19 protein-coding genes are annotated in these 22,735 nt (G+C 62.4%); 7 read left to right on the top strand and 12 right to left on the bottom strand.

All coding sequences use genetic code 11. From position 1 onward, the window contains the following. Positions 1-190: 190 nt before the first annotated feature. The 3 genes from betA to betI all read right to left on the bottom strand — a co-directional run bounded on the left by betA (position 191) and on the right by betI (position 4,133). Complete coding sequence (gene betA, locus HU748_RS18790) at positions 191-1,888, bottom strand: choline dehydrogenase (protein WP_186665639.1); 1,698 nt, start codon at positions 1,886-1,888, stop codon at positions 191-193. A 76-nt stretch (positions 1,889-1,964) separates the two neighbouring features. Next, complete coding sequence (betB, locus tag HU748_RS18785; RefSeq protein WP_186665641.1) at positions 1,965-3,437, bottom strand: betaine-aldehyde dehydrogenase; 1,473 nt, start codon at positions 3,435-3,437, stop codon at positions 1,965-1,967. 30 nt (positions 3,438-3,467) lie between these two features. After that, positions 3,468-4,133 (bottom strand): transcriptional regulator BetI, encoded by a 666-nt coding sequence (gene betI / locus HU748_RS18780; protein ID WP_186665643.1) that lies wholly within the window; start codon positions 4,131-4,133, stop codon positions 3,468-3,470. Positions 4,134-4,667: 534 nt separating this feature from the next. On the opposite strand from betI, the gene HU748_RS18775 reads away from it, so the two are divergent. Continuing rightward, a complete protein-coding gene (locus tag HU748_RS18775) occupies positions 4,668-6,614 on the top strand; it encodes a BCCT family transporter (protein ID WP_346655478.1) in 1,947 nt (648 codons plus the stop codon). Positions 6,615-6,674: 60 nt separating this feature from the next. Here HU748_RS18775 and HU748_RS18770 read toward each other — a convergent pair whose 3' ends face one another. Next, positions 6,675-8,147, bottom strand: coding sequence for a trypsin-like peptidase domain-containing protein (locus HU748_RS18770; protein ID WP_186721457.1), 1,473 nt, complete (start codon positions 8,145-8,147; stop codon positions 6,675-6,677). A gap of 197 nt (positions 8,148-8,344) precedes the next feature. On the opposite strand from HU748_RS18770, the gene HU748_RS18765 reads away from it, so the two are divergent. Beyond that, complete coding sequence (locus tag HU748_RS18765) at positions 8,345-10,069, top strand: hypothetical protein (protein ID WP_186721455.1); 1,725 nt, start codon at positions 8,345-8,347, stop codon at positions 10,067-10,069. A 21-nt stretch (positions 10,070-10,090) separates the two neighbouring features. On the opposite strand, the gene HU748_RS18760 is transcribed toward HU748_RS18765, so the two are convergent. From HU748_RS18760 to HU748_RS18750, 3 genes are all read right to left on the bottom strand, one after another. Further along, on the bottom strand, positions 10,091-10,849 hold the full coding sequence (locus tag HU748_RS18760; RefSeq protein WP_186721453.1) for a divergent polysaccharide deacetylase family protein: 759 nt from the start codon (positions 10,847-10,849) through the stop codon (positions 10,091-10,093). Between the two features lie 7 nt (positions 10,850-10,856). Then, complete coding sequence (locus HU748_RS18755) at positions 10,857-12,182, bottom strand: S41 family peptidase (RefSeq protein WP_186721451.1); 1,326 nt, start codon at positions 12,180-12,182, stop codon at positions 10,857-10,859. A gap of 86 nt (positions 12,183-12,268) precedes the next feature. Continuing rightward, positions 12,269-13,570 (bottom strand): murein hydrolase activator EnvC, encoded by a 1,302-nt coding sequence (locus HU748_RS18750; RefSeq protein ID WP_186721449.1) that lies wholly within the window; start codon positions 13,568-13,570, stop codon positions 12,269-12,271. A gap of 232 nt (positions 13,571-13,802) precedes the next feature. On the opposite strand from HU748_RS18750, the gene HU748_RS18745 reads away from it, so the two are divergent. Next, the gene (locus tag HU748_RS18745; RefSeq protein WP_186721447.1) at positions 13,803-14,300 is read left to right on the top strand and encodes a sn-glycerol-3-phosphate transporter; all 498 of its coding nucleotides are present in this window, start codon (positions 13,803-13,805) and stop codon (positions 14,298-14,300) included. A 60-nt stretch (positions 14,301-14,360) separates the two neighbouring features. Here HU748_RS18745 and gpmI read toward each other — a convergent pair whose 3' ends face one another. Continuing rightward, entirely contained in the window at positions 14,361-15,896 is a 1,536-nt protein-coding gene (gene gpmI, locus HU748_RS18740; RefSeq protein WP_186665652.1) for a 2,3-bisphosphoglycerate-independent phosphoglycerate mutase, read from the bottom strand. 206 nt (positions 15,897-16,102) lie between these two features. Here gpmI and HU748_RS18735 point away from each other — a divergent pair, with 206 nt between their 5' ends. Genes HU748_RS18735 through secB form a run of 3 tightly spaced genes read left to right on the top strand, consistent with a single transcriptional unit; the run spans position 16,103 to position 17,294 of the window. Beyond that, a complete protein-coding gene (locus HU748_RS18735; protein ID WP_186711900.1) occupies positions 16,103-16,516 on the top strand; it encodes a rhodanese-like domain-containing protein in 414 nt (137 codons plus the stop codon). Position 16,517: 1 nt separating this feature from the next. After that, entirely contained in the window at positions 16,518-16,772 is a 255-nt protein-coding gene (grxC, locus tag HU748_RS18730; RefSeq protein WP_054891214.1) for a glutaredoxin 3, read from the top strand. 39 nt (positions 16,773-16,811) lie between these two features. After that, positions 16,812-17,294, top strand: coding sequence for a protein-export chaperone SecB (gene secB / locus HU748_RS18725; RefSeq protein WP_186665655.1), 483 nt, complete (start codon positions 16,812-16,814; stop codon positions 17,292-17,294). Positions 17,295-17,364: 70 nt separating this feature from the next. On the opposite strand, the gene HU748_RS18720 is transcribed toward secB, so the two are convergent. Then, positions 17,365-17,808, bottom strand: coding sequence for a hypothetical protein (locus HU748_RS18720; protein ID WP_186665657.1), 444 nt, complete (start codon positions 17,806-17,808; stop codon positions 17,365-17,367). A gap of 75 nt (positions 17,809-17,883) precedes the next feature. Further along, positions 17,884-19,986, bottom strand: a complete 2,103-nt coding sequence (locus tag HU748_RS18715; protein WP_186721445.1) for a TonB-dependent siderophore receptor — start codon at positions 19,984-19,986, stop codon at positions 17,884-17,886. 484 nt (positions 19,987-20,470) lie between these two features. Between HU748_RS18715 and HU748_RS18710 the strand changes: the two genes are divergently transcribed. Next, on the top strand, positions 20,471-21,790 hold the full coding sequence (locus HU748_RS18710) for an OprD family porin (RefSeq protein ID WP_063541571.1): 1,320 nt from the start codon (positions 20,471-20,473) through the stop codon (positions 21,788-21,790). Between the two features lie 58 nt (positions 21,791-21,848). Here HU748_RS18710 and HU748_RS18705 read toward each other — a convergent pair whose 3' ends face one another. Continuing rightward, positions 21,849-22,001 (bottom strand): hypothetical protein, encoded by a 153-nt coding sequence (locus HU748_RS18705; RefSeq protein ID WP_186721443.1) that lies wholly within the window; start codon positions 21,999-22,001, stop codon positions 21,849-21,851. A 201-nt stretch (positions 22,002-22,202) separates the two neighbouring features. Next, entirely contained in the window at positions 22,203-22,673 is a 471-nt protein-coding gene (locus tag HU748_RS18700) for a hypothetical protein (protein WP_186721441.1), read from the bottom strand. Positions 22,674-22,735 lie beyond the last annotated feature (62 nt).

Genomic DNA, 22,735 nt, shown 5'->3' with positions numbered 1-22,735 from the left:
CAGCATGTAAAGCGTTTCTGCAGATGTACAAAAGGCACCGCGGTGGGTGCCTTTTGTTGTGTTGCCTATGCGGGCCCTTTCGCGGGCAAGCCCGCTCCCACAGATTCACCACAGGCATGAAGACTTGTGCAGTACCTGTGGGAGCTGGCTTGTCGGGGCGACGAACCGCCGCGAAGAGCCCGGTGCAGGATTACGCCTGCTTCACCTCACGCATCGGCTTGCCCTTCACCGGCGCACCGTTGGCCTTGTAGTACTTGGCCGTGCTGCGTGGCAGTGGCTTGCGGCCACGGATCTTGTCGGAGATTTTCTCGGCGATCATGATCGTGGTGGCGTTGAGGTTGCCGGTGATGATGATCGGCATGATCGACGCATCGACCACACGCAGGCCTTGCATGCCATGCACGCGGCCTTCGCCATCGACCACCGCCATGTCGTCGGTGCCCATCTTGCACGAGCAGGATGGGTGGAACGCGGTTTCGGCGTGCTCGCGGATGAATTTGTCCAGCTCTTCATCGGTCTGCACGTGCGCGCCCGGGCTGATCTCGCGACCGCGATACGGGTCCAGCGCAGGCTGGGCCATGATCTCGCGGGTCAGGCGGATGCCGTCGCGGAACTCTTGCCAGTCCTGTTCGGTGGCCATGTAGTTGAACAGGATGCTCGGGTGCTGGCGCGGGTCCTTGGACTTGAGTTGGATGCGGCCACGGCTTGGCGAACGCATCGAGCCCATGTGCGCCTGGAAGCCGTGTTCCTTCACGCCGTTGGAGCCGTTGTAGTTGATCGCCACCGGCAGGAAGTGGTACTGGATGTTCGGCCACTCGAACTCAGGGCGGGTGCGGATGAAACCACCGGCCTCGAACTGGTTGCTGGCGCCGATGCCGGTGCCGTTGAACAGCCACTCGGCACCGATGGCCGGCTGGTTCCACCACAGCAGCGATGGGTACAGCGACACCGGCTGGGTGCAGGCGTACTGCAGATACAGTTCCAGGTGGTCCTGCAGGTTCTCGCCGACGCCCGGCAGGTCGTGGACCACCGGAATGTCGAGGCTCTCCAGCAGGGCGCGCGGGCCGACACCGGAGCGCTGCAGCAACTGCGGCGAAGCGATGGCGCCGGAGCTGACGATGACTTCCTTGCGGGCACGGGCTTCGACACGCTCTTCGCTGTCACCGACCAGATAGGTCACACCCACGGCGCGCTTGCCTTCGAAGAGTACGCGGTCGCTCAGGGCGTGGGTGACGATGGTCAGGTTCGGGCGTTTCTTGGCCTGGTCCAGGTAGCCGCGGGCGGTGCTGGAGCGACGACCGTTCTTGGTCACCGAACGGTCCATCGGACCGAAGCCTTCCTGCTGGTAGCCGTTGAGGTCTTCGGTGCGTGGGTAACCGGCCTGTACACCGGCTTCGACCATGGCATGGAACAGTGGGTTGTTGCCGGCTTTTGGCGTGGCAACGCTGACCGGGCCGTCGCCACCGTGGTAGTCGTTCGGGCCGATGTCGCGGGTTTCGGCTTTCTTGAAGTAGGGCAGGCAGTCCAGGTAGGTCCAGTCTTCCAGGCCTGGCAGTTCGGCCCAGCCGTCGAAGTCCATGGCGTTGCCGCGGATGTAGCACATGCCGTTGATCAGCGAGGAGCCACCCAGGCCCTTGCCGCGGCCACATTCCATGCGGCGGCCATCCATGTGCGGCTCAGGGTCGGTCTCGTAGGCCCAGTTGTAGCGGCGGCCCTGCAGCGGGAAGGCCAGGGCGGCTGGCATCTGGGTGCGGAAATCGAAGCGGTAGTCGGGGCCGCCGGCTTCCAGCAGCAGCACCGAGACGCTGGCGTCTTCGGTCAGGCGGGTGGCCAGGGTGTTACCGGCCGAACCGGCACCGACGATGATGTAATCGTATTCTTGGGACATGCAAAGTACCCTCGTTGGCAGTGTTCAGGGGGCGGGAGCGCCCGTGCGCAAAGGCACGGGCGTGGCCAGACCGGTCTTAGAAGACCGAGTTGTAGCCGCCCAGCTCGACCTGCACCGACTTGATGCGAGTGTATTGAGCCAGCGAGCTGACGCCGTTCTCACGGCCGACGCCCGACTGCTTGTAGCCGCCAACCGGCATTTCGGCTGGCGATTCACCCCAGGCGTTGATCCAGCAGATACCGGCTTCGAGCTTGTGGATGATGCGGTGGGCGCGGGTGATGTCGTTGGTGCATACGCCCGCAGCCAGGCCGTACTCGGTGTCGTTGGCGCGGCGGATGACTTCTTCTTCGGTTTCGTAGGTGAGGATGCTCATCACCGGCCCGAAGATTTCTTCCTTGACGATGGTCATGTCGTCGCGGCAGTCGGTGAACACGGTCGGGGCGACGAAGGCGCCCTTGGCGAACGCGCCTTCGGTCAGACGCTCACCGCCGCACAGCACGCGGGCGCCTTCTTCCTTGCCCTTGGCGATGTAGCCCAGGACGCTTTCCATGTGCTGGAAGCTGACCAGCGGGCCGAAGTTGGTGTTCTCGTCTTCCGGGTTGCCGATGCGGATGCGTGCGACGCGCTCGGCGATCTTGGCTTCGAACGCCGCTTTCATCGCGACCGGGACGAACACGCGGGTGCCGTTGGTGCAGACCTGACCGGAGCTGTAGAAGTTGGCCATCATGGCGATGTCGGCGGCCTTGTCCAGGTCGGCGTCGTCGCAGATGATCAGCGGCGACTTGCCGCCCAGTTCCATGGTCACTTCCTTGAGCGAGGAGCTCGAGGCGCTGGCCATGACCTTCTTGCCGGTGGTGGTGCCGCCGGTGAAGGAGACTTTCTCGATGCGCGGGTGCTCGGTCAACAGGGTGCCGACTTCACGGCCGCTACCGGTCAGGACGTTGAACACGCCATCCGGCAGGCCGGCTTCGGTGAAGATCTCGGCCAGTTTCAGGGTGGTCAGCGAGGTGACTTCCGACGGTTTGAAGATCATCGCGTTGCCAGCGGCCAGGGCAGGCGCGGACTTCCACAGGGCGATCTGGATCGGGTAGTTCCACGCGCCGATACCGGCAGTCACGCCCAGTGGCTCGCGACGGGTGTAGACGAAGGACGATTCGCGCAGCGGGATCTGCTCACCTTCGATGGCCGGGACCAGGCCTGCGTAGTACTCCAGTACATCGGCACCGGTGACGATGTCGACGTAGCGGGTTTCGGAGTACGACTTGCCGGTGTCCAGGGTTTCCAGCATGGCCAGCTCGTCGTTGCGCTCGCGCAGGATGTCGACGGCGCGGCGCAGGATGCGCGAACGCTGCATGGCGGTCATCGCGGCCCAGACTTTCTGGCCACGTTCGGCGCTCTCGACGGCGCGCTCGACGTCAGCCTCGGTCGCACGCTGGACGTGGGCAAGGACTTCGCCGGTGGCCGGGTTGATGGCCTCGAAGGTGGCATCGCTGCCAGCGTCGACATAACCACCATCGATGTAGAGTTTTTGCGTTCCGAAACGGGCCATAGAGTCCTCGCAAGTGCAGTGTGTGATTGGCTAGCCGCGTCGTGCTCCTGCCGATTGGGCAGTCGCTGCGTGCGATCGTTCAGCCGCCTGGGGGTTGGAATCCAGGTCGTGCTGCTTAGCCAGTTGTAGATCCATGTATTCGTAGGCGATCCGTATTGCCTGCTCGGTGTCGAACGCGTCGCCCGAGAGCGCACCGCGCAGCCACAGGCCGTCGATCAGGGCCGCCAGCCCGCGAGCGGCCTTGCGCGCATGGTAGAGCGGCAAGACACGGCGGAACTGGCAGCACAGGTTGGAGTAAAGGCGGTGATCGTTGATCCGCTGCAACCTGTGCAAGGACGGCTGGTGCATGCTGGCGGCCCAGAAGGCCAACCAGGTTTTCATTGCCGGGCCGCTGACCTGGCTTGCGTCGAAGTTGCCTTCGACGATCACTCTCAGGTGCGCCCGCGGGCTGTCGTCTGTGAGGGCTTGTCGGCGGGCGACGGTGCCTTCGCTCAACGCGTTCATGAGGTAGCGCATGGTCGCTGCGATCAGGCCGTTCTTGTCCTGAAAGTAGTGACTGATGATGCCGTTCGACACACCGGCCAAACGGGCAATCAGCGCAATGCTGGCATCTCCCAGACCGACCTGGTCGACAGCCTGCAATGTGGCGTCGATCAACTGCTGGCGGCGGATGGGTTGCATACCGACCTTGGGCATCTTGCTATCTCCTCAGGCCTGCGAGCGGACGACCTGCATCCGACTCGGCAAGGGCCAGTCTATTTTGTTTTGATTGAACGTTCAATCAATAAAGAATAAGCTCTGCGACAATTTGTGCCATTGACAGTTTTTCAGGCGGTCGAGAAAGCACGGATTGACACCCCAGGAAAACGTGTAACCCCCGGAATACAAGGCGTTGACGGGCAAGAACGATGCATGGACAGATTCTGCCGAGCGGTCGATGACCGCGCGGACGACCCTTGGAGCGGGTCAGGCGAGCTGTGACGAATGCGCGCATCCAGCAAGGATGGCAGCGTTCAGGCAGTGCCCGCCGGTCTGTTTAATTGCAGCGTTTCGATTCGGGATCACGGTTTCCAGGGTGCTTTTATAACACCTGACGCAGTGGGGCTATTGCACCAATTGCGCGGGAACTGACTGATTAGCCTCCACAGCCTTACTGCCCGGAGCATTCGTGCAATGAGTTCTGCCTCCCTGACAAAGCCCCCCGCCGAGAGGGTTCGGGTCAACCGCGTGGTGTTCTTCACCTCCGCGCTGCTGGTCCTCGCGTTGACTGCCTTGCTTATCGCTGTACCCGAAACCGCCGGCCAGGTGCTGGGCGTGGCCCAGAGATGGCTGACGCGCACCTTCGGCTGGTACTACATGCTGGTGATCTGTGGTTACCTCGTGTTCGTCGTCTTCCTGGCCTTCTCCGACTACGGCAAGCTCAAGCTGGGCGGCAAGGATGACCAGCCCGACTTCAGCTATGGCGCCTGGGCCGGCATGCTGTTCTCGTCCGGTATCGGTATCTCGCTGCTGTATTTCGGCGCATCCGAACCGCTGGACCACTACTTCAACCCGCCCGAAGGCACCCCCGCGAGCCTCGAAGCGGCGCGCCAGGGCCTGCAACTGACCTTCCTGCACTGGGGCCTGCATGGCTGGGCGATCTACGCCCTGGTGGGCCTGGCCGTGGGCTACTTCGCCTACCGCCACAACCAGCCGCTGGCGCTGCGTTCGGCGCTGTACCCGCTGGTCGGTGAGCGCTGGGTCAAGGGCGCGGCGGGCAACGCCGTGGACATCTTCGGCATGTTCGTCACCCTGCTGGGCCTGGTGACCAACCTGGGTATCGGTTCGATGCAGGTGTCTTCGGGCCTGGAATACCTGTTCGGCATGGACCACAGCAAGACCAACCTGCTGGTGGTCATTCTGGTGATGGCTGGGGTGGCCACCGTCGCCGCCGTGTCGGGGGTGGAAAACGGCATTCGCCGCCTGTCCAACCTGAACATCATGCTGTTCAGCGGCTTGCTGATCTTCGTCCTGCTTGGCGGCAACACCCTGCACCTGCTCAACGGCTTCGTGCAGAACGTCGGCGACTACCTCAACGGCATCGTGCTCAAGACCTTCGACCTCTACGTCTACGAGGGCGAGGCGGGCAAATCCGAGCGCTGGCTGGGCCTGTGGACCGTGTTCTACTGGGCCTGGTGGATCTCCTGGGGCCCGTTCGTCGGCATGTTCATCGCCCGTATCTCCAAGGGCCGTACCGTACGCCAGCTGGTCAGCGGCGTGCTGCTGATCCCGCTGGGCTTCACCCTGGCGTGGCTGTCGATCTTCGGCAACACCGCGTTGGACCTGGTAATCAACCAGGGCGCCGTGGAGCTGGGCAAGACCGCGTTGGAACAGCCGTCGATGTCGATCTACCAGTTGCTGGAATACTTCCCGGCGGCCAAGGTGGTGATCGGTGTGGCGGTGTTCGTCGGCTTCGTGCTGTTCCTCACCCCGGCCGACTCGGGTGCGGTGATGATGGCCAACCTTTCGTGCAAAGGTGGCCAGGTCGACGAGGACGCGCCGCACTGGATGGTGGTGTTCTGGTCGGTGATCATCACCCTGGTCACCATCGGCCTGCTGTTCGCCGGCAACTTCGAAGCCATGCAGACCATGGTGGTGCTGGCCGGCCTGCCGTTCTCGGTGGTGCTGGTGCTGTTCATGTTCGGCTTGTACAAGGCGATGAAGCAGGATGTCGCGGTCGAGCAGGAACGTGCGGAGCTGGCTGCCCGTGGCCGTCGTGGCTTCAGCGAGCGCCTCACGCAACTGGAGCTCGAGCCGACCCAGGCGGTGGTGCAGCGCTTCATGGACAAGCAGGTCAGCCCGGCCCTCAAGGAGGCGGCTGAACAACTGCGCGCCCAGGGCTTCGAGGTGGAGACCCGCGTCGGTCAGTCGCGCAACATGATGGGTGTACGGGTGATGATGGAAGAGGGCAACCCCTTCGTTTATGAAGTCAGCCTGGACGGCTATCTGGCGGCACCGAGCGAGGCATCTGCCGGGGGCGAGCCTGAAGTGCGCCAGCGCTTCTACCGCGCCGAGGTGTACCTGCACAACGGTAGCCAGGAGTACGACCTGATGGGCTTCCTGCCCGAGCAGATCGTGCGCGATGTGCTCGATCAGTTCGAAAGCCATCGCCAGTTGCTGGGGCGTGTCTACAGCTGATCGCCCCTACGCGTGCTGTCATGAAAAGGCCCTGTCACACGACAGGGCCTTTTTTTTGCCTCAGCGAGCTACAGGCGCGATCACGTCGGTGCGGACCGCAGATTGTTGGCGGATGATGTCCTCGCCTCGGGTGCAGATCTTCAGCGGCAGCTTGCTGGCCTCGAAGGTGAAGTGGGCGTGACGCAGGAGGCCAAAGCCCTTGGGGTTGTCACAGTCGATCTTCGCTGCCGGGCCTTGCTTGACCCGGTAGTGGACCACGTCCGGTGGATGGCGTGTCCAGGTGACTCGCACGCCACCATTGTCCTGATACGCATAGGTCACGTCGGGGAAGGGCACGTCCTTGGCGGGCAACAGTTCCGTCGCCAGCGTCAGGCTGTTGGCCATCAGCGCGACCGAGGGCGGCTGCTCGGGGGTATTCACGCCGATCAGGCAGAGAAAGTGCCAGCCGGGCTCTGGGCCGACGGGGGCGTCGATCGGCAATTCCCCCGCAGCGATGGTGCCGCTGTAGCCGGTCGGCTCTTCACAGGCCAGTGGGTCGGTCGTGGTCTTGAAGCGGTAGCGGGGCGTGTCGAGGGTGAAGTGCAGGTTCCAACCGGGCGGGGTGTACTGCCCTTGCTCATCGCTGGCGATCTTTTCCAGAAAGCGAGGCCGCTTGGTCACCGTTGCCGAGAAGCCGGGCAGTAGCTGGCAGCTGTCCAGTGCCAGGTCGGCCACACCTTGCTTGAAGCAGCCGAGGACCCTGTTCAGCGGCATGGCGATGTTGCGTGGCGGGGCGTCTTGCGAGCCTTGCGCATTTACGCAAGGGCTGTTTGTAGCGCAGGGCGCGCTGGCGTCGCTGGTGACACTGTTGATCACTGCGATCACCTGCTGGTCGTCTGGCGTTATCACGGGGCTGCCTGAGGCACCGGCACTGACCCCGGGGCAGTCGTTGACGCGTATGTTGCGCCAGACCCAGGGGTGCTCCAGGGCAAAGTCGGCGGGGTGCTCGGTACAGCTTGCCACGCGCAGGCCCTTGCCGATGCTGCCGGGTTCACCAATGACCACAACCGGTTTTTCTTTGGCCGGGTTGCTGCCCATGCGCAGCGGCATGATGCCTTGCGACATGACTTCATCGAGCGTGGCGTCCAGCTCAAGCAGTGCCAGGTCGGTGCCCTGCATGCTGTTCCACAGGCTGCGCTTGAGAGCGAAGGTCTTGCGCTGCTCCTGGGTGTCGATGAAGTAGTTGAAGGCGATGCTGCCGTGTGTCGGCTGGTCCTGGCCGATGCGGCCATTGCGCGTGTCCACGCAGTGGCCGCTGGTCAGGATGTAGGCGGGGCCGCTGTCGGTCGTGGGCGGGTTGTCGCGGCTGTCGATCAAGGTGGCGATGCACAGTCTGCCGTTGTCCATGGTCAATCGGCCGATTCCGCTCCAGTGCGCATGTTGCGCCTGGGCATTCAACACGGGGCTTGGTGTGCTTGCAGGTTCTGCCATGAGGGCTGCAGGGGCTAATGCACCGAGCAGGGCGGCGAGGCTCCAGGGAGATAGTGAGGGCATCAGTAGGCTCCGTTGTGGGGACACGCAGCAGCCTGTTCCGACAAGAGAGGGTGTGGGCGGTAGATATCGCGTGACCTGATGCAGGGGAGAGGCAAAACGCCAAGCTTGAGGAGCTGCGGACCAAGCTCGTCAAGGTGAAAGAAACACTCGACCAACCGCCTCCCACGGATCCGGACAACCTTTCCCGGTTCAACACGTTGACCGAACTGTACACCGCAAAACGCGATGCACTGATGCGCGAGATGAACGGCCTGCGCCGGCAGCGTATCGAACTGGTGTATTCCATGTTCGAGCACTACGTCAACGCAGAGAACAGCATTGTCACGCTGCTGGATAACCCTAACTATACCCGCACGACCGCCCACGACAGGGACCAGCGACAAACCCTCACGAATGTGCGTCGAGACCTGATCAGCTATGGCGTGTTCATCCTCGATGAAGCGGTGGCGGTGGGTAACTTCCATGAGTATGACCGGATTGCCAGCAGTTTGAGCGGGGCCACGCCGCAAGCCCGCGCAGCCCTCTATGTCAGGTGCCGGGAGTTGCTTGAGGGGCTGGTGCTGGACCAGCCAAGGATCATGGAGGTCTCCAGCCAGATGGATCGTGTGCTGGCGGTCAGCGATATCGGTATGGCGATCGAATCGAGCAGGGGCCGTGTCACCGTTGCGCAAGTCATCGCCGCTCGCAAGACGTCTACGGTCATGATCCGCTTCTTCCAGGCCATGAGCCTGGTCGAACTGGCCCTTCGCTTGAAAGAAGGAGCCACCAACCAGCATTACACGATCTTCCGTGACGCGATCGCCAGTTACCGTTTGCGTGTTGCCGCCAACTCCCACCATCTCTCGATGTTCTGCGAGCTGCCGATCGCCGAGCGCATCGAGGTGCTGCAAGGTGCCTGGGATGAGTACCTGGCAGCGATCCTCAACTGCGACCGCATCACCAAGCTGGGCAGACGCTTGGTCGATATCCAGCGCCTGGCATCCTACAGAGAGCAGATGGTGCTGTTGAAGACAATGGCAGGCGATTCGCTGGTCGAAGCCATGCGTGAGCAGGCAGCCGGGCAAGCCCAGGCGCCGCGTCGTGCGGTTTATCCGCTGCGTGCATTGCAAGTGGCGCGCACCCATGCAGGCCAGACAGTGCTGGGTACCGAGGTCATGGTCGATGGGAAGTCGGAATTGCAGGTCAAGGGCGCGTTCAGCGCCCAGGTCCAACACCGTTTTCACAAGACAGGCGGTGCATGGTTCGAAGAGGTCGCGAGCACAGCACCTGAGCCGCAATCGCGGGCCTCGACGCCGGAATCCGAGAGGAAAAGCCGTGAACTGGCTGAGGGCATACTGGCGCAGAACGAGAGCGTCATCGAACAGGCCAAGGCATTGGTGGCCAACGACGCGCAGGACAGCGGGTTGATCTCGATGCTCGATGCGCAGGTCGCCGAGGTGCTGGACTTGCGCGAACAGTTGGCGGACGTGGATAGCACCGACAGCCTGCTGGGTCGCCTGGATGACGCTGTGATCCGGTTACGCGAGCAGAAGCGCGAATGCCTGGTCGAGCTTTATACCAAGACGCGCTATCCCGGCGCCCATGGGTTGAGCTTCCTCCATCAGCAAGGCTTGATCGCGGTCGAGTACGTGGGGCCGCGCAAGCCGGTTTCGGATGGTTTCCTGGATGAGTACCGCATCAACCTGCTCAAGTCGTCCGCTGACAGCAAGGGCCGCCCCCTGTGGGCTGCGCACTTCCACTTCGCTGACTCTCAGGCGGCGCCCACCGCGTTCGGCAAGGGCCACCTGAAGCTCTGGAGCCAGCGCAAGATGGGCTATAGGGAGCAGATGAGGGCCGCGAGCGAGGGGCAGGTGCTGAGCATCTACCGGGGCAACCTGACCTACGCCCAGGCCAAGGACATCATTCCCTTCAACAGCCTGTAGGCGCTCTGAACGGCGCGCGGATCAACGGTTGCTGTATCGACCGTTGCGACCGTGCGCCGGCATGGCCTGGTTGCTGCGCTCGGCGATCATCTGGCGCAGTTCGATCAACTCGATGCCCTGGCGCTTGAGCCCGGGCATCTCTCGTTCGAGCACTTCGAGGGTTTGCGGGTAGGGGTGGCCGATCAGCACCGCCGAGCCTTGCTTGCGTGCAAGCTCGATGCCTTGGCGCAATTGAGCGGCGATGGCTTCGGGGGTGCGCACGTCATCCAGGAATACGTCCCGCGAGACATGCGCCAATGCGATCGCCTGGGCCTGGGCCGCCGCCACCGTGGCAGCGCTGGTGCGGCTGTCGACGAAGAACAGCTCGCGCTCCTGCAGGTTGCCCATCAACCAGGCCATGGCGTCGCGCTGTGCGGTCATGCGGCTGCCCATGTGGTTGTTGATGCCAGCGGCGAACGGCACCTTGAGCAGGGCTGCATCGAGCCTGCGGGCCAGTTCTTCGATGGGCAGGCCCGGGTGCCAGGCGTAGGGGCCGGTGGCCGGGTCCATGGGCATGTGCAGGATCACCGTACGCCCGGCCTTGTGGGCCTGGCGGGCGAAATCGGTGGCGTGCGGGGTGTCAGGCATGATCGCCAGGGTGACCGGTCCGGGCAGGGCGAGGGTGCGGCTGTCGCGTTCGCTGTTCTGGCCCAGGTCGTCGATGATGATGCTCATGTAGGCCGGCGCCGCATGTGCGACACCGGCCATCAGGCAGAACAGCGTGAACAGCAGAAAACGCATGCAGGTATCAATCACCCTTGGTGATGTTCAAGCCCTTGAGCAGGCTGAGTGCCTGGCTGAGCTGGAAATCGTTGTCCTGCGGGCGCTCGGTACGCTTGCTGCTGCCGGTCGGGCGGTCGGCGCCGCCGTTGCCGTTGCCCAGGTGCCCTTGCAGGTCGGCTTCCTTGAAGTTGTCGGTGTCGGCTTCGGCCGTGAGCTTGGCCTGGCGTACTTCGATGTCCGGCACGATACCCTGTGCCTGGATCGATCGTCCGTTGGGGGTGAAGTACAGCGCGGTGGTGAGCTTCAGCGCACGGTCGTTGGCCAGTGGCAGCACGGTCTGTACCGAGCCCTTGCCGAAGCTGTCGGTGCCCATCAGCACGCCGCGTTTCTGATCCTGCAGGGCGCCGGCGACGATCTCCGAAGCCGAGGCGCTGCCGCCGTTGATCAGCACCACCAGCGGTACACCCTCGCTGGCGTCGGCCGGGTCGGCGGAGAAGCGCAGCTCGGAGTTGGCGATACGGCCCTTGGTGTAGACGATCAGGCCTTTGGTGAGGAAGTGGTCGGCCACTTCCACGGCCGACTGCAGGACGCCGCCGGGGTTGTTGCGCAGGTCCAGGACCAGGCCGCGCAGCTTCTTGCCGTTATCCTTGCGCAGCTTGGCCAGTGCCTTGCCGACCTCTTCGCCGGTCTTGACCTGGAACTGGGTGATGCGGATATAGCCGTAGTCGTTCTCGAGCAGCTGGCTCTTCACGCTCTTGACCTGGATGACCGCGCGGGCCAGCGTCACATCGAATGGTGTTCCGCCATCGCGTACCAGGGTCAGGGTAATCTTCTGGCCGATCTTGCCGCGCATCTTGTCGACCGCTTCGGTCATGGTCTGGCCGCGGGTCGGGGCGCCGTTGATCTTGACGATCAGGTCGCCTGCCTCGATGCCGGCGCGTGATGCCGGGGTGTCGTCGATGGGTGAGACCACCTTGACGAAGCCGTCCTCCATGCCAACCTCGATGCCCAGGCCGCCGAACTCGCCGCTGGTGCTTTCCTGCAGCTCCTGGAAGTCTTCAGGGTCGAGGTAGGCCGAGTGCGGGTCGAGGTTGCTGAGCATGCCCTTGATGGCGTTTTCCAGCAGGGTCTTGTCGTCCACCGGCTCGACGTAGGCCGCCTTGATGCGGTCCATGACCTCGGCGAAGGTGCGCAGTTCGTCCAGCGGCAGCGGCGCCTTGGCCGTCACCTCGGTGGCCGGCACGGCAGCCGCCTTGGCGGGCTTGACCGGCTCTGCGGCACTGGCCAGAGGCGCGCCGACGACCAGGGCGATGGTCAGGGCCAGCGGGGTGAGGCGAGACGAGTGCAGCATGTCGAACGAACTCCTGATCCTGTAGGCGCTCCCGGAGGAGCATCGGTGCGGCCCGCTGTCGGGCCTTACCGTAAATGTTGCGGTGCCTAGCCTCGGCACCATTGCGCTGGGTCGGTGGGCCGACCCTGCTGGCGAATCGCGAAGTACAGACCTGCGCTGTCCTGGCCACCGCTGTCGCCGACGGTGGAAATGGCTTCGCCGGCCTTGACGATGTCGCCGGCGCTCTTGAGCAGGCTCTGGTTATGGCCGTACAGGCTGAGATAACCATTACCATGGTCGAGAATGACCAGAAGTCCAGCGCCGCGCAACCAGTCGGCGAACACCACGCGCCCGCCATGTACGGCGCGCACCTGGGTGCCGGCGCTGGCGCTGATCATCACGCCGTCCCACTTGGCGCGGGCATCACCGCCTCGCGTGTCGCCGAAGCGTGCCAGCAATCGACCATTGACTGGCCATGGAAGTTTTCCCCGGGCCGCAGAAAATGCACCGCCGTAGTTGGCGCCATCGCTGGACACCAGCGGGCCGAGCACGGTGCGGGCCTTTTTCGGTGGCGCTTGTGGCTCTTGCTGCTCGTCGCGGCGAGCGTCGGCCAGGGCCTGCTCCTTGCGCCGCTTCTCTTCTTCCTGCTTGGCCAGCAGCGCCTTCTGCCGCGCTTCCTCGGCTTCGCGGGCTTGGCGGGCGAGGGTTTCCTCGATGGTCTTGAGCACCTTGGCAAGGTCGGCCTGGTCCTGCTCGCGGGCCTGGAGCTTCTGGTCGCGATCCTTGACGTCGCTGTTGAGCTTGGCCAGTACCTGCTGGCGCTTTCTGCGCTCGGCCTCCAGTGCCTGGCGGCGGCTGTCGAGGTCGGCGCGCTGGGCCATCAGTTGTTCCTGCTGGCCGGAAATTTCCAGTTCGACATTGGCCAGCTGGCGCAAGGTTTCGTTGAAGGTGCGCAGTTGCTCCAGGCGCGCCTTGCTCAGGTAGTCGTAGTACGTGAGGGTGCGAGCGAACTTCTCGGGATTCTGCTGGTTGAGCAACAGCTTGAGGTACTCCTCGCGGCCGTTCTGGTAAGCGGAACGGGCCTGGATCGCGATCAGTCGTTGTTGTTCAACGCGGGCGCTCTGGAGTTTTTTTTTCTCGTGGTCAAGGCGCTCCAGCTCGCCCTCGGTCTTTTTTAGCTCTTGTTGCAGACCCTCCACCTGTTTCTCGAGATTGCCGATATCGGTCTCGGTGGACTTGAGGTCTTTCTGCACGCCGGCTTTCTCTTCCTGGAGCTTGCCCAGCATTTTCTTGAGCTCGGCGATGTCCTGGCGCGTGGCGTCCAGTTGTTGCTGGGTCTGCGCGCGCTCGTCGGCGAACGCCGGACTGAGCAGGCATGACAGGGCTAGGAGTATGAGGGCGCGGCGCATGGAATCGGGCGTACCAGGGATGGAGACTGGCCTAGTATGCCCGCCCGGGCGCGCAAAAAAAACGCCTCCCGGCGCCTCAAGGCAAGCGTTTGTCAGGAAAGTCCGGTGATGCATCGGACTAAACCCTGAAAAAACGGGAAACATACGTATCTGGTTACGTGAGTCTTGCTCGATACCATTGTGATTGGGCGCCCCCAAAGCCCGCCCGCCAATCGTTGTGTGAGACTCAAGCATGCCTACGCCCAAACGCTCCGCCCCCCCGCGCCGCTGGCTGTTGTGCGGCACCGTCCTGATCATGGTCGCAACATCGGTGCCCGCGCTGGCGGTGCAGGAGGATGGCTGGTACCTGCAGACCAGCGTCTACACCCGGCATTTCAATCCCAATCCCGAGCACAGCGAGCGTCAGGAACTGATCGGCCTGGAACGCAATCGTGCCGATGGCCTGTTGTACGGCGCGGCGACCTTTCGCAACTCGTATCGGCAGCGTTCGGTGTACGCATACGGCGGCAAGGCCTGGCACCATGACCACTGGCCGGTGTATGCCAAGGTCAGCGCGGGCCTGCTGCATGGCTATCGCGGGGAGTACCGGGACAAGATTCCGCTCAATCGCTTCGGTGTCGCGCCCGTGATCATTCCATCGCTGGGCACGCGCCTGGGGCCTGTCGGCCTGGAGGCGGTGCTGCTGGGGACCAATGCAATGATGGTCAACGTCGGCTACCACTTCCGGTAGAACCTTCGAAAATGAAAAAGCCCGATGCCATGGCATCGGGCTTTTCTTTACAGCGCGGGCTCAGGCGTCGAGCAGAATCGACGTCCCGGTCATCTCCGCCGGCTTTTCCAGGCCCAGCAGCTTGAGCATGGTCGGTGCCACGTCGGCCAGCACGCCGCCCTCACGGACTTTGACGCTGCGCTTGCCGACATAGATGAACGGCACCGGCTCGGTGGTGTGGGCAGTGTGCGCCTGGCCAGTGGACTCGTCTTCCATCTGCTCGACGTTGCCGTGGTCGGCGGTGATCAGCGCTTCGCCCCCCACCTTGTCCAGCGCCTGGACGATGCGCCCGACACAGCCATCCAGCGCCTCGACCGCCTTGACCGCAGCACTGAACACGCCGGTGTGCCCGACCATGTCGCCGTTGGCGTAGTTGACCACGATCACGTCGTAACGCTGTTGCTCGATGGCCTCGACGATACGGTCGGTCACTTCCGGTGCGCTCATTTCGGGCTGCAGGTCGTAGGTAGCGACTTTCGGCGACGGAATGAGGATGCGCTCTTCGCCTTCGAAGGGTTCTTCACGCCCGCCGGAGAAGAAGAAGGTCACGTGGGCGTACTTTTCGGTCTCGGCGATGCGCAGCTGGGTCTTGCCGTTCTTGGCCAGGTACTCGCCCAGCACATTGTTCAGGCTGGCTGGGGCGAAGGCGGCAGGGGCGGGGATCTTCGCCGAATACTGGGTCAGGCCGATGTAGGCCGCGAGCTTCGGCAGGCGCGCACGGGGGAACTCGTTGAAGTCGGCCTCGACGAACACCCGCGACAGTTCGCGGGCGCGGTCGGCGCGGAAGTTCATGAAGATCACCGCGTCGCCGTCTTCGACCTTGACCGCCTCGCCGATGCGGGTGGCCTTGACGAATTCGTCGCTCTCATCACGTGCATAGGCTGCTTCCAGCCCAGCCACGGCGCTGTCGGCGCTGTACTCGGCGGTGCTGTCGACGATCAGGTTGTAGGCAGCGCTGACGCGGTCCCAGCGGTTGTCACGGTCCATCGCGTAATAACGGCCGATCAGGCTGGCGATGCGGCCCTTGCCCAGCTTGGCGAAGGTCGCGTCGAGCAGTTCGATGGACGACTGGGCGCTGCGCGGCGGGGTGTCGCGACCGTCGAGGAAGGCGTGCAGGTAGATTTTCTCGGCGCCACGCTGCGCGGCCAGTTCGGCCATGGCGACGATATGGTCCTGGTGGCTGTGCACGCCGCCGTCGGAGAGCAGGCCCAGCAGGTGCACGGCCTTGCCGGCGGCAACTGCCTTGTCCACGGCGCCGGTGAGTACCGGGTTTTCGAAGAACTCGCCGTCGCGGATGGCCTTGGTGACCCGGGTGAAGTCCTGGTACACCACACGGCCGGCGCCGAGGTTCATGTGACCGACTTCGGAGTTGCCCATCTGCCCGTCCGGCAGGCCGACATCCATGCCGGAACCGGAGATCAGGCCATGCGGCTGGGTGGCGCGCAGGCGGTCATAGACCGGTGTGTTGGCGGCGTAGATGGCATTGTATTCGGGGCTTTCGCTGTGACCGAAACCATCCAGGATGATCAGGACCAGGGGCTTGGGCGTGCTCGTCATCAATCAAACTCACGGTTGTTCAAAGATGATAAAGACACGCATTTTAGGGCAAATCGGCCAGCGACGGCGAATATTCGTCGGTTCGCACGACCAGCGTCCCGACGGGTTGCAGATGAAGGCTGGTTCCGAGCCGGCCCGGCGGGCTTTGGCGGGCATGGGTGGCTGTGTATACTGGCCGGCATTTTCAATCGCCTGGAACACCCCTGATGGTTGCTCACTTGATTCAATTCGCGACAGATCACTTCATCCTGGTTGCGATCTTCTTCGTCCTGCTGATCCTGCTGCTGGTCAATGAAATCCGCCGCGGCGGCCAGAGCCTGAGCAACGGCCAGCTGACCGCGCTGGTCAACGCCGAGAAGGGCGTGGTGATCGATATCCGTCCAAGCAAGGAATACTCCGCCGGCCACATCGTCGGGGCGCTGAACATTCCGCAGGACAAAGTCGTCGGCCGCATTGCCGAGCTGGAAAAGCACAAAGAAAAGACCCTGATCATCGTCGATGCGATGGGCCAGCAGTCCGGCACCGTCTGCCGTGAGCTGCTCAAGGCTGGCTTCACCGCTGCCAAGCTCAGCGGTGGCGTGTCCAGCTGGAAAGCCGATAACCTGCCCCTGGTGAAGTGATATGAAGCCCGTCATCGTCTACTCCAGCGACTACTGCCCCTACTGCATGCGCGCCAAGCAGCTGCTGGCGAGCAAGCAGGTGGCGTTCGAGGAAATCCGCGTCGACGGCAAGCCGCAGCTGCGCGCCGAGATGGCGCAAAAGGCCGGGCGTACCTCGGTGCCGCAGATCTGGATCGGCAGCACCCACGTTGGCGGTTGCGATGACTTGTTTGCGCTGGAGCGCTCGGGCAAGCTCGACGCCCTGCTCGAGGCCTGATTCACGCCTCTTTCAACCATTTTCAGAAAAGGATCTGCCATGACTGACCAACAGAACAACGGCGCCGCCGAAGAGAACAATCCACAATTCTCCCTGCAGCGCATCTACGTGCGTGACCTGTCGTTCGAAGCCCCGAAAAGCCCGCAGATCTTCCGCCAGCAGTGGGAACCGAGCGTCGCGCTGGACCTGAACACTCGTCAGAAGGCCCTGGAAGGCGACTTCCACGAAGTCGTGCTGACCCTGTCGGTTACCGTCAAGAACGGTGAAGAAGTCGCCTTCATCGCTGAAGTTCAGCAGGCGGGCATCTTCCTGATCTCGGGTCTGGACGCGGCGTCGATGAGCCACACCCTGGGTGCGTTCTGCCCGAACATCCTGTTCCCGTATGCGCGTGAAACCCTCGACAGCCTGGTCACCCGCGGCTCGTTCCCGGCGCTGATGCTGTCGCCTGTGAACTTCGATGCCCTGTATGCCCAGGAGCTGCAGCGCATGCAGGAAGCTGGCGAAGCGCCTTCCCTGCAGTAATCGTTTTCGCGCGACACAAAAAAACCCTCGGGATCGACCCGAGGGTTTTTTTATGGGCGCACGCCGAGTTTCAGCCGAACTGCTTCTGCTGTTGCTGCTGCTTGGCCACCGCCTCCGACGCTGCCACGTAGGCGTCCTGGAACTCGTCGCTTTCCAGCCAGGCCATGGTGGCTGCTTCATCAGCGCCATCGAGCCAGGCGCGGTAAGCGGTAAACACCAGGACGATGTAGTCGGTGGCGTGCTCTTCCTTGTGCCCCTTGAGCACCAGCGCCAGCAGCGGATCGACCAGGAACACCGAGATCATCGCCACCAGGCCGGTTTCCTGGGCTTCCTTCATCTTCTTGAACAGCGCGTCATAGCTGCCGGATTCCATGGCCTTGCTGTACACCTGCTCGACGCTGGTGCTCTCGCCCGCGCTGGCCTTGACCGCCTGGCCGCCGCGGACCATACGGTTCTGCTTGGCCTTGGAGGCGGCGCGCTTGGCGCGTTTCTGTTGCTTGGTGTTGGAGGCCATGGGTGAATCCTTGGGGGTGTCCGAAAAAACGCGTATTGAAGCCTAGTTGGCGCGCTTCTGGATAGAGCCCATCGGTCAGAAGCTGTAGGTGCCTGTCACCACCAGGCTGCGCGGATCGCCGAACTGGATCTGCGCGGCGCTGGTCGCCGAGCTGTAGTAGGTCTTGTCGGTGAGGTTGTTCAGCGCAGCGCGAACGTCCCAGTCGTGGGTGCGGAACCCGGCCAGCGCATCCCAGCGACCGTAGCCTGGCAGCACCGTGGTGTTCTGGTTGTCGGCATAGCGGTCGCCGACCAGGGTCAGGCCGGTTTCGGCGTACCAGCCCAGCTCCGGCTTCCAGGTCAGGAACAGGCTGGCGTTGCGTCGCGCCACGTTGTTTACCCGGTTGCCTTTCAGGCCGCCGTTGTCCTTGGCGATGATGGCATCCTGCAGGCCGATGCCGCCGCGCACGTACCAGTTGCCGACCACATTGCCCTGGGCCGTCAGCTCGATGCCTCGCGAGCGTTGCAGGCCGGTGAGGATGGTGATGCCTGGGTTGTCCGGATCGGTGGTGCGGCGGTTGTAGAGCTCCAGCTCGTAGACGGCAAGGGTTGTGCTCAGGCGCTCGTCGAACCAGTCGCTCTTGACCCCGATTTCCTTCTGGCGGGTGTTCTCCGGAGCGGTTTCGTTGGTGTTGCCGGCAGCGCCGGGGGTGATGCCGATCAGGCCGCCGCCGACCGGGGAATAGGTCTTGCTCCAGGAGGCGTAGAACGAATGCTCCTGCCAGGGCGAATAGACCACGCCCAGGCGCGGGCTGGTGCTGTTGTCGTCCTGCTTCTCGGAAATGCCCCGCAGCTTGTTGGTGGTTTCCACCTCGAACTGGTCGAAGCGCACGCCCGCGAGGATCTGCCATTGCTCGTTGAGGCGGATCTGGTCCTGCAGGTAGACGCCACGGCTGTCGACCACGGTGTGGTTGTAGCTCGAAGGCACCATCGGGCCATTGTGCTGCAGGCGTCGGTTGGGGTTGTTCAGGTTCAGCGGTGGTACTGCCTGGCCACCGGCGTTCGCCGCCAGGGCGGTGTACAGGCGCGGGTCGCGGCGCTGGTTACCGAACTCCAGACCCAGCAGCAGCTTGTGCTCCAGACCCCAGGTGCTGACATCACCCTCGGCCTCGAGGTTGTTGAACAGGTTGCGGGTGTTCAAGTCCTGCTGCCAGCGCTGGCGGGTCACCAGGTTGGTGCTCGGGGTGTAGCCGGTGAGGTAGGTGTTGTCGAAATCACTGTCGAGCTTGAACAGGCTCAGCGTGTGGCGCAGTTGCCAGTTGTCGCTGAGTTGGTAGTTCAGGCGCGAGCGCAGCGACTGCGACTTGTCATCGATGAAGTCGCGCTGCGTGTCGCCATAGGTGGTGCTGCGCCCGACATCTGCCGGACGGCCGCCGACACCCGGAATGCCGCGATCCGGGGTGCGGTTGTAGCGGCTGTATTCGTACTGCACCAACCAGTTCAGGTCGGGGCTCAGTTGCCAGCTCAATGAAGGCGCGAACAGCTGGCGGTTACCGTCGACCCCATCGCGGAAACTGTTGTTGTCCTGATTGCCCATGTTCAGGCGCACGCTGATGTCGTCGTTGAGGTCGGCACTGAGGTCGGCGTACAGGCTGCGCAGGTCTTCGCTGCCGCCCTGGGCCTCGAGGGTCGAGCGCCGGCCATGCTCGGGAGCCTTGCTCACCCGGTTGACGATGCCACCCTGGCTGCCGCGGCCATAGAGCACCGCTGCCGGGCCCTTGAGGACCTCGATGCGCTCGATGTTGTGCAGGTCGCGCACGTACTGGCTGTCATCACGCACGCCGTCCAGATAGAAGTCGTTGCTGGCGTCGAAGCCGCGTATGCGCAGGCTGTCGAAGCGAGTGTCGGCACCGCTGCTGACGTTGGGGATACCCTCCAGTGCCTTGCCCAGGCTGTTGGTGCCGTAGTCCAGGACGTTGGCGGTCTTGACCGTGTCGATGGCCTGCGGGACGTAGCGCACCGGGGTCGAGGTGCGGGTGGCGGTGCTGACGTCCTTGACCCGCGGGTTATCGCGCTCGCGTTCGCTTTCGGCAGTGACCGAGAGTTCAGGCAGGGTCGTGGTGGCAGCGCTGGCAAGGCCTACGCTGAACATCAGCGACAGGCCCAGGGACAGGGGAGACAAGCGGCAGGGGGCAAGCATCGGCAGGCATCCAGCAGAGGTTGTTGTGAAAAGGATGCGAATGTTAATGCTTGCTATTTGCTCTTGCCTGGCTATTTGTAAAGATGAAGATTTACGAATGTATCAATTTGTAACTGGTAATTATTCGCTTTTATGCGCGTGTTTTTGTCAAGTCAACCAAGAGTAGGCTGTCTGTACGAAAGTACAGAAAAGAGAGGGAATAACTGTCTGTTCTGCGATTCAGCACAGATTTGCACCAGCTCTGGCCTTTAATTTGGTTATATCAACCTTCATTTCACGTTTTTTTGACATTGAGAAGCACACGCGGCTAGGATTCGGCCTCTACGCCTGCCGGCCATCAGTTGGCCGAGCGCCGGACGAAGCCCGCTACCTGCAAAAGGAGCGGGGTTTTCAGTTTGGATACAAGCGTCGAACCTACGAAGGGGCGTTGGTTCCTGGCGTTTTAGGTAGCAGAGCGTTCTGATTCGGTAATAAGGAAAACAACATGTTGAATACAAGGATCAGCCTGGTAGCGCTGGCACTCATCGCCGCCACTCAGGCCCAGGCCAACGACCAGGCCGAAAGCAAGGGCTTCATTGAGGACAGCCACGCCAACGTCCTCCTGCGCAACGCCTTCATCAACCGTGACAAGAAGCACCACACCAACGACCAGTCCCAGTGGGGCCAGGGCGTGATCGCCAACTTCTCCTCCGGCTTCACCCAAGGCACCGTGGGTGTCGGTGTCGACGCCTTCGGCCTGTACGCCGTGCGTCTGGATGGTGGCAAGGGTCGTAACCAGGGTGGCGGTGTCGACTTCTTCAAACGCTCCGACCCCACCTTCGACGGTGAGAAAACCAACGCCCCTCACAACCTGGCTCGTGGTGGTGCAGCGGTGAAGTTCCGCATCTCCAACACTGTGCTTAAGTACGGTGACCAGATGCCGGCTCTGCCGGTCCTGCAGTACGACGACGCTCGTCTGCTGCCAGAGAGCTTCACTGGCACCATGATCACCTCCAAGGAGATCAAAGGCCTGGAGCTGAATGCAGGCCGCTTCACCCAGGAAGCCCGCAAGAGTGCCGAGCGCCGTGATGGCGGTGGCCTGAAGTCGATCAACGTGCTCGGCGGCAGCTACAAGTTCACCGATAACTTCACCGCGTCGCTGTACACCGCGGACAACGAAGATGTCATGAAGAAGCACTACCTGGGTCTGAACTACGTCTTCCCGATCGCGGCCGACCAGTCCCTGACCCTGGACTTCAACGGCTACAAGTCGGACATCGACAACAAGTATGTGCGTGAAGCTGGCTTGAATGGCGACCGCAACACCATCTGGAGCCTGGCGGCTACCTACGCCTATGGCCCGCACTCCTTCACGCTGGCCCACCAGCGCAGCACCGGCAGCACCGGCTACAACTATGGCTGGTACCAGAACGAAGGCGGTGTCGGCGACGGTGGTTCGACCATCTACCTGGCCAACTCGTACTGGTCCGACTTCAACGCCGAAGACGAGCGCTCCTGGCAGTTGGGCTACGGCCTGGATTTCGGTGCCTTCGGCATCCCTGGTCTGACCTACAAGCTGGCTTACGTGGTGGGTGACAACATCAACACCCGCAACCTCAAGAACCCGGAAGGTTTCGGCGAGGGTAAGGAGCGCGAGATCTTCAACCAGGTTCGCTACGTGGTGCAGGACGGCCCGGCGAAGGACCTCTCGATCAAGCTGCGTAGTTCGTTCTTGCGTACCAACAACGCTGTGCGCCAAAACGGCTACAACGACGACGGCAACGAAGTTCGCGTGTTCGTCGAATACCCGATCAGCATCTTCTGATACTGATCTGGCGTAACGAAACAGCCCCGGCATTTGCCGGGGCTGTTTCGTTTCAAGGCTAGCGCGCCAGCAGTTGCGGATAGTCGCCGAACCAATATTCCATTGCGACGGCGTCCACGCCGTTTGCCCCGGTCCAGAAATCCACCGGATAGCTCCAGTCCGACGAGCGCGAGCTGCTCGGCGCCAGACCCTGATTGGTGAAACGCTGCAAAACGCGCGGTTCCAGTTCCTATTCTGCTGTCACGTGATTGGTGATTTTCAGTGACCTCAAGTACAACACTCCAGGCGGCCTGTGAGCCATCAGGACCTTCAATCGGGGAGGTGATGACGTAGCAGGGTTGGTTGAGGGGCAACTGGGTTTTACCGCCGTCACTTACATTTCGCCAGTATATGATTACATGAACAGGCCTGTTCAATGATGTTGCTCGGCTGAAAAGTAATGCTCGATCGGCAATCCTGCACTTTCAAATTCAAACAGGACTTTCCACGTGAATGCGGTGGCCCAGCGATCAATCATCTCTCGTGCTTCATAACGATTTTCAGTGGTGCAGGTCAGTGAGAAAATAGACGTTTTCTTCTTGCCTTTGTACACATTTATCGAAGCCTGATACTCGATCATGCGTTCTTCATCCGGTGCTCTGCACCAGATGTCCAAAGTGGCGGAAATAGGGACGCCGCTATCGAGTGTTCGCTCACTGCTCGCCATGAATATGTTATCGGCGAAAAAATTCTGTGTGACCAGAAAGCGCACATGCTCATCGTCGATTGTTTCCAGAATGTCAGGGCCGATATCGACGAAGTCATTTTTCGAGATCGACCAACCGGTAGGGATACGCAGAGCCATCAGTGCGTGTTGCTGCACAATCGTTTGGATGATGTTCATATTTTTATTTCAGATAGCTCATGTGGTCTGCCTGCGAGATCGGATGCCCATGGAATTCGGGC

This window comes from Pseudomonas sp. RW3S2 (genome assembly GCF_014268955.1).
Lineage (GTDB): Bacteria > Pseudomonadota > Gammaproteobacteria > Pseudomonadales > Pseudomonadaceae > Aquipseudomonas > Aquipseudomonas wayambapalatensis.
Note: the sequence above shows the minus strand (reverse complement) of the source record. Positions and strands in the feature narration are given on the sequence as shown.

Bases quoted from the DNA above. Each gene is read 5' to 3' on its own strand.
- grxC (WP_054891214.1), top strand. From the start codon at position 16,518: ATGAAGCCCGTCATCGTCTACTCCAGCGACTACTGCCCCTACTGCATG.
- HU748_RS18770 (WP_186721457.1), bottom strand. From the start codon at position 8,147: ATGCCCTCACTATCTCCCTGGAGCCTCGCCGCCCTGCTCGGTGCATTA.
- HU748_RS18700 (WP_186721441.1), bottom strand. From the start codon at position 22,673: ATGAACATCATCCAAACGATTGTGCAGCAACACGCACTGATGGCTCTG.
- HU748_RS18720 (WP_186665657.1), bottom strand. From the start codon at position 17,808: ATGGCCTCCAACACCAAGCAACAGAAACGCGCCAAGCGCGCCGCCTCC.
- HU748_RS18745 (WP_186721447.1), top strand. From the start codon at position 13,803: ATGCCTACGCCCAAACGCTCCGCCCCCCCGCGCCGCTGGCTGTTGTGC.
- HU748_RS18760 (WP_186721453.1), bottom strand. From the start codon at position 10,849: ATGCGTTTTCTGCTGTTCACGCTGTTCTGCCTGATGGCCGGTGTCGCA.
- betA (WP_186665639.1), bottom strand. From the start codon at position 1,888: ATGTCCCAAGAATACGATTACATCATCGTCGGTGCCGGTTCGGCCGGT.
- secB (WP_186665655.1), top strand. From the start codon at position 16,812: ATGACTGACCAACAGAACAACGGCGCCGCCGAAGAGAACAATCCACAA.
- betB (WP_186665641.1), bottom strand. From the start codon at position 3,437: ATGGCCCGTTTCGGAACGCAAAAACTCTACATCGATGGTGGTTATGTC.
- HU748_RS18755 (WP_186721451.1), bottom strand. From the start codon at position 12,182: ATGCTGCACTCGTCTCGCCTCACCCCGCTGGCCCTGACCATCGCCCTG.
- HU748_RS18750 (WP_186721449.1), bottom strand. From the start codon at position 13,570: ATGCGCCGCGCCCTCATACTCCTAGCCCTGTCATGCCTGCTCAGTCCG.
- HU748_RS18715 (WP_186721445.1), bottom strand. From the start codon at position 19,986: ATGCTTGCCCCCTGCCGCTTGTCTCCCCTGTCCCTGGGCCTGTCGCTG.
- betI (WP_186665643.1), bottom strand. From the start codon at position 4,133: ATGCCCAAGGTCGGTATGCAACCCATCCGCCGCCAGCAGTTGATCGAC.
- HU748_RS18735 (WP_186711900.1), top strand. From the start codon at position 16,103: ATGGTTGCTCACTTGATTCAATTCGCGACAGATCACTTCATCCTGGTT.
- gpmI (WP_186665652.1), bottom strand. From the start codon at position 15,896: ATGACGAGCACGCCCAAGCCCCTGGTCCTGATCATCCTGGATGGTTTC.
- HU748_RS18710 (WP_063541571.1), top strand. From the start codon at position 20,471: ATGTTGAATACAAGGATCAGCCTGGTAGCGCTGGCACTCATCGCCGCC.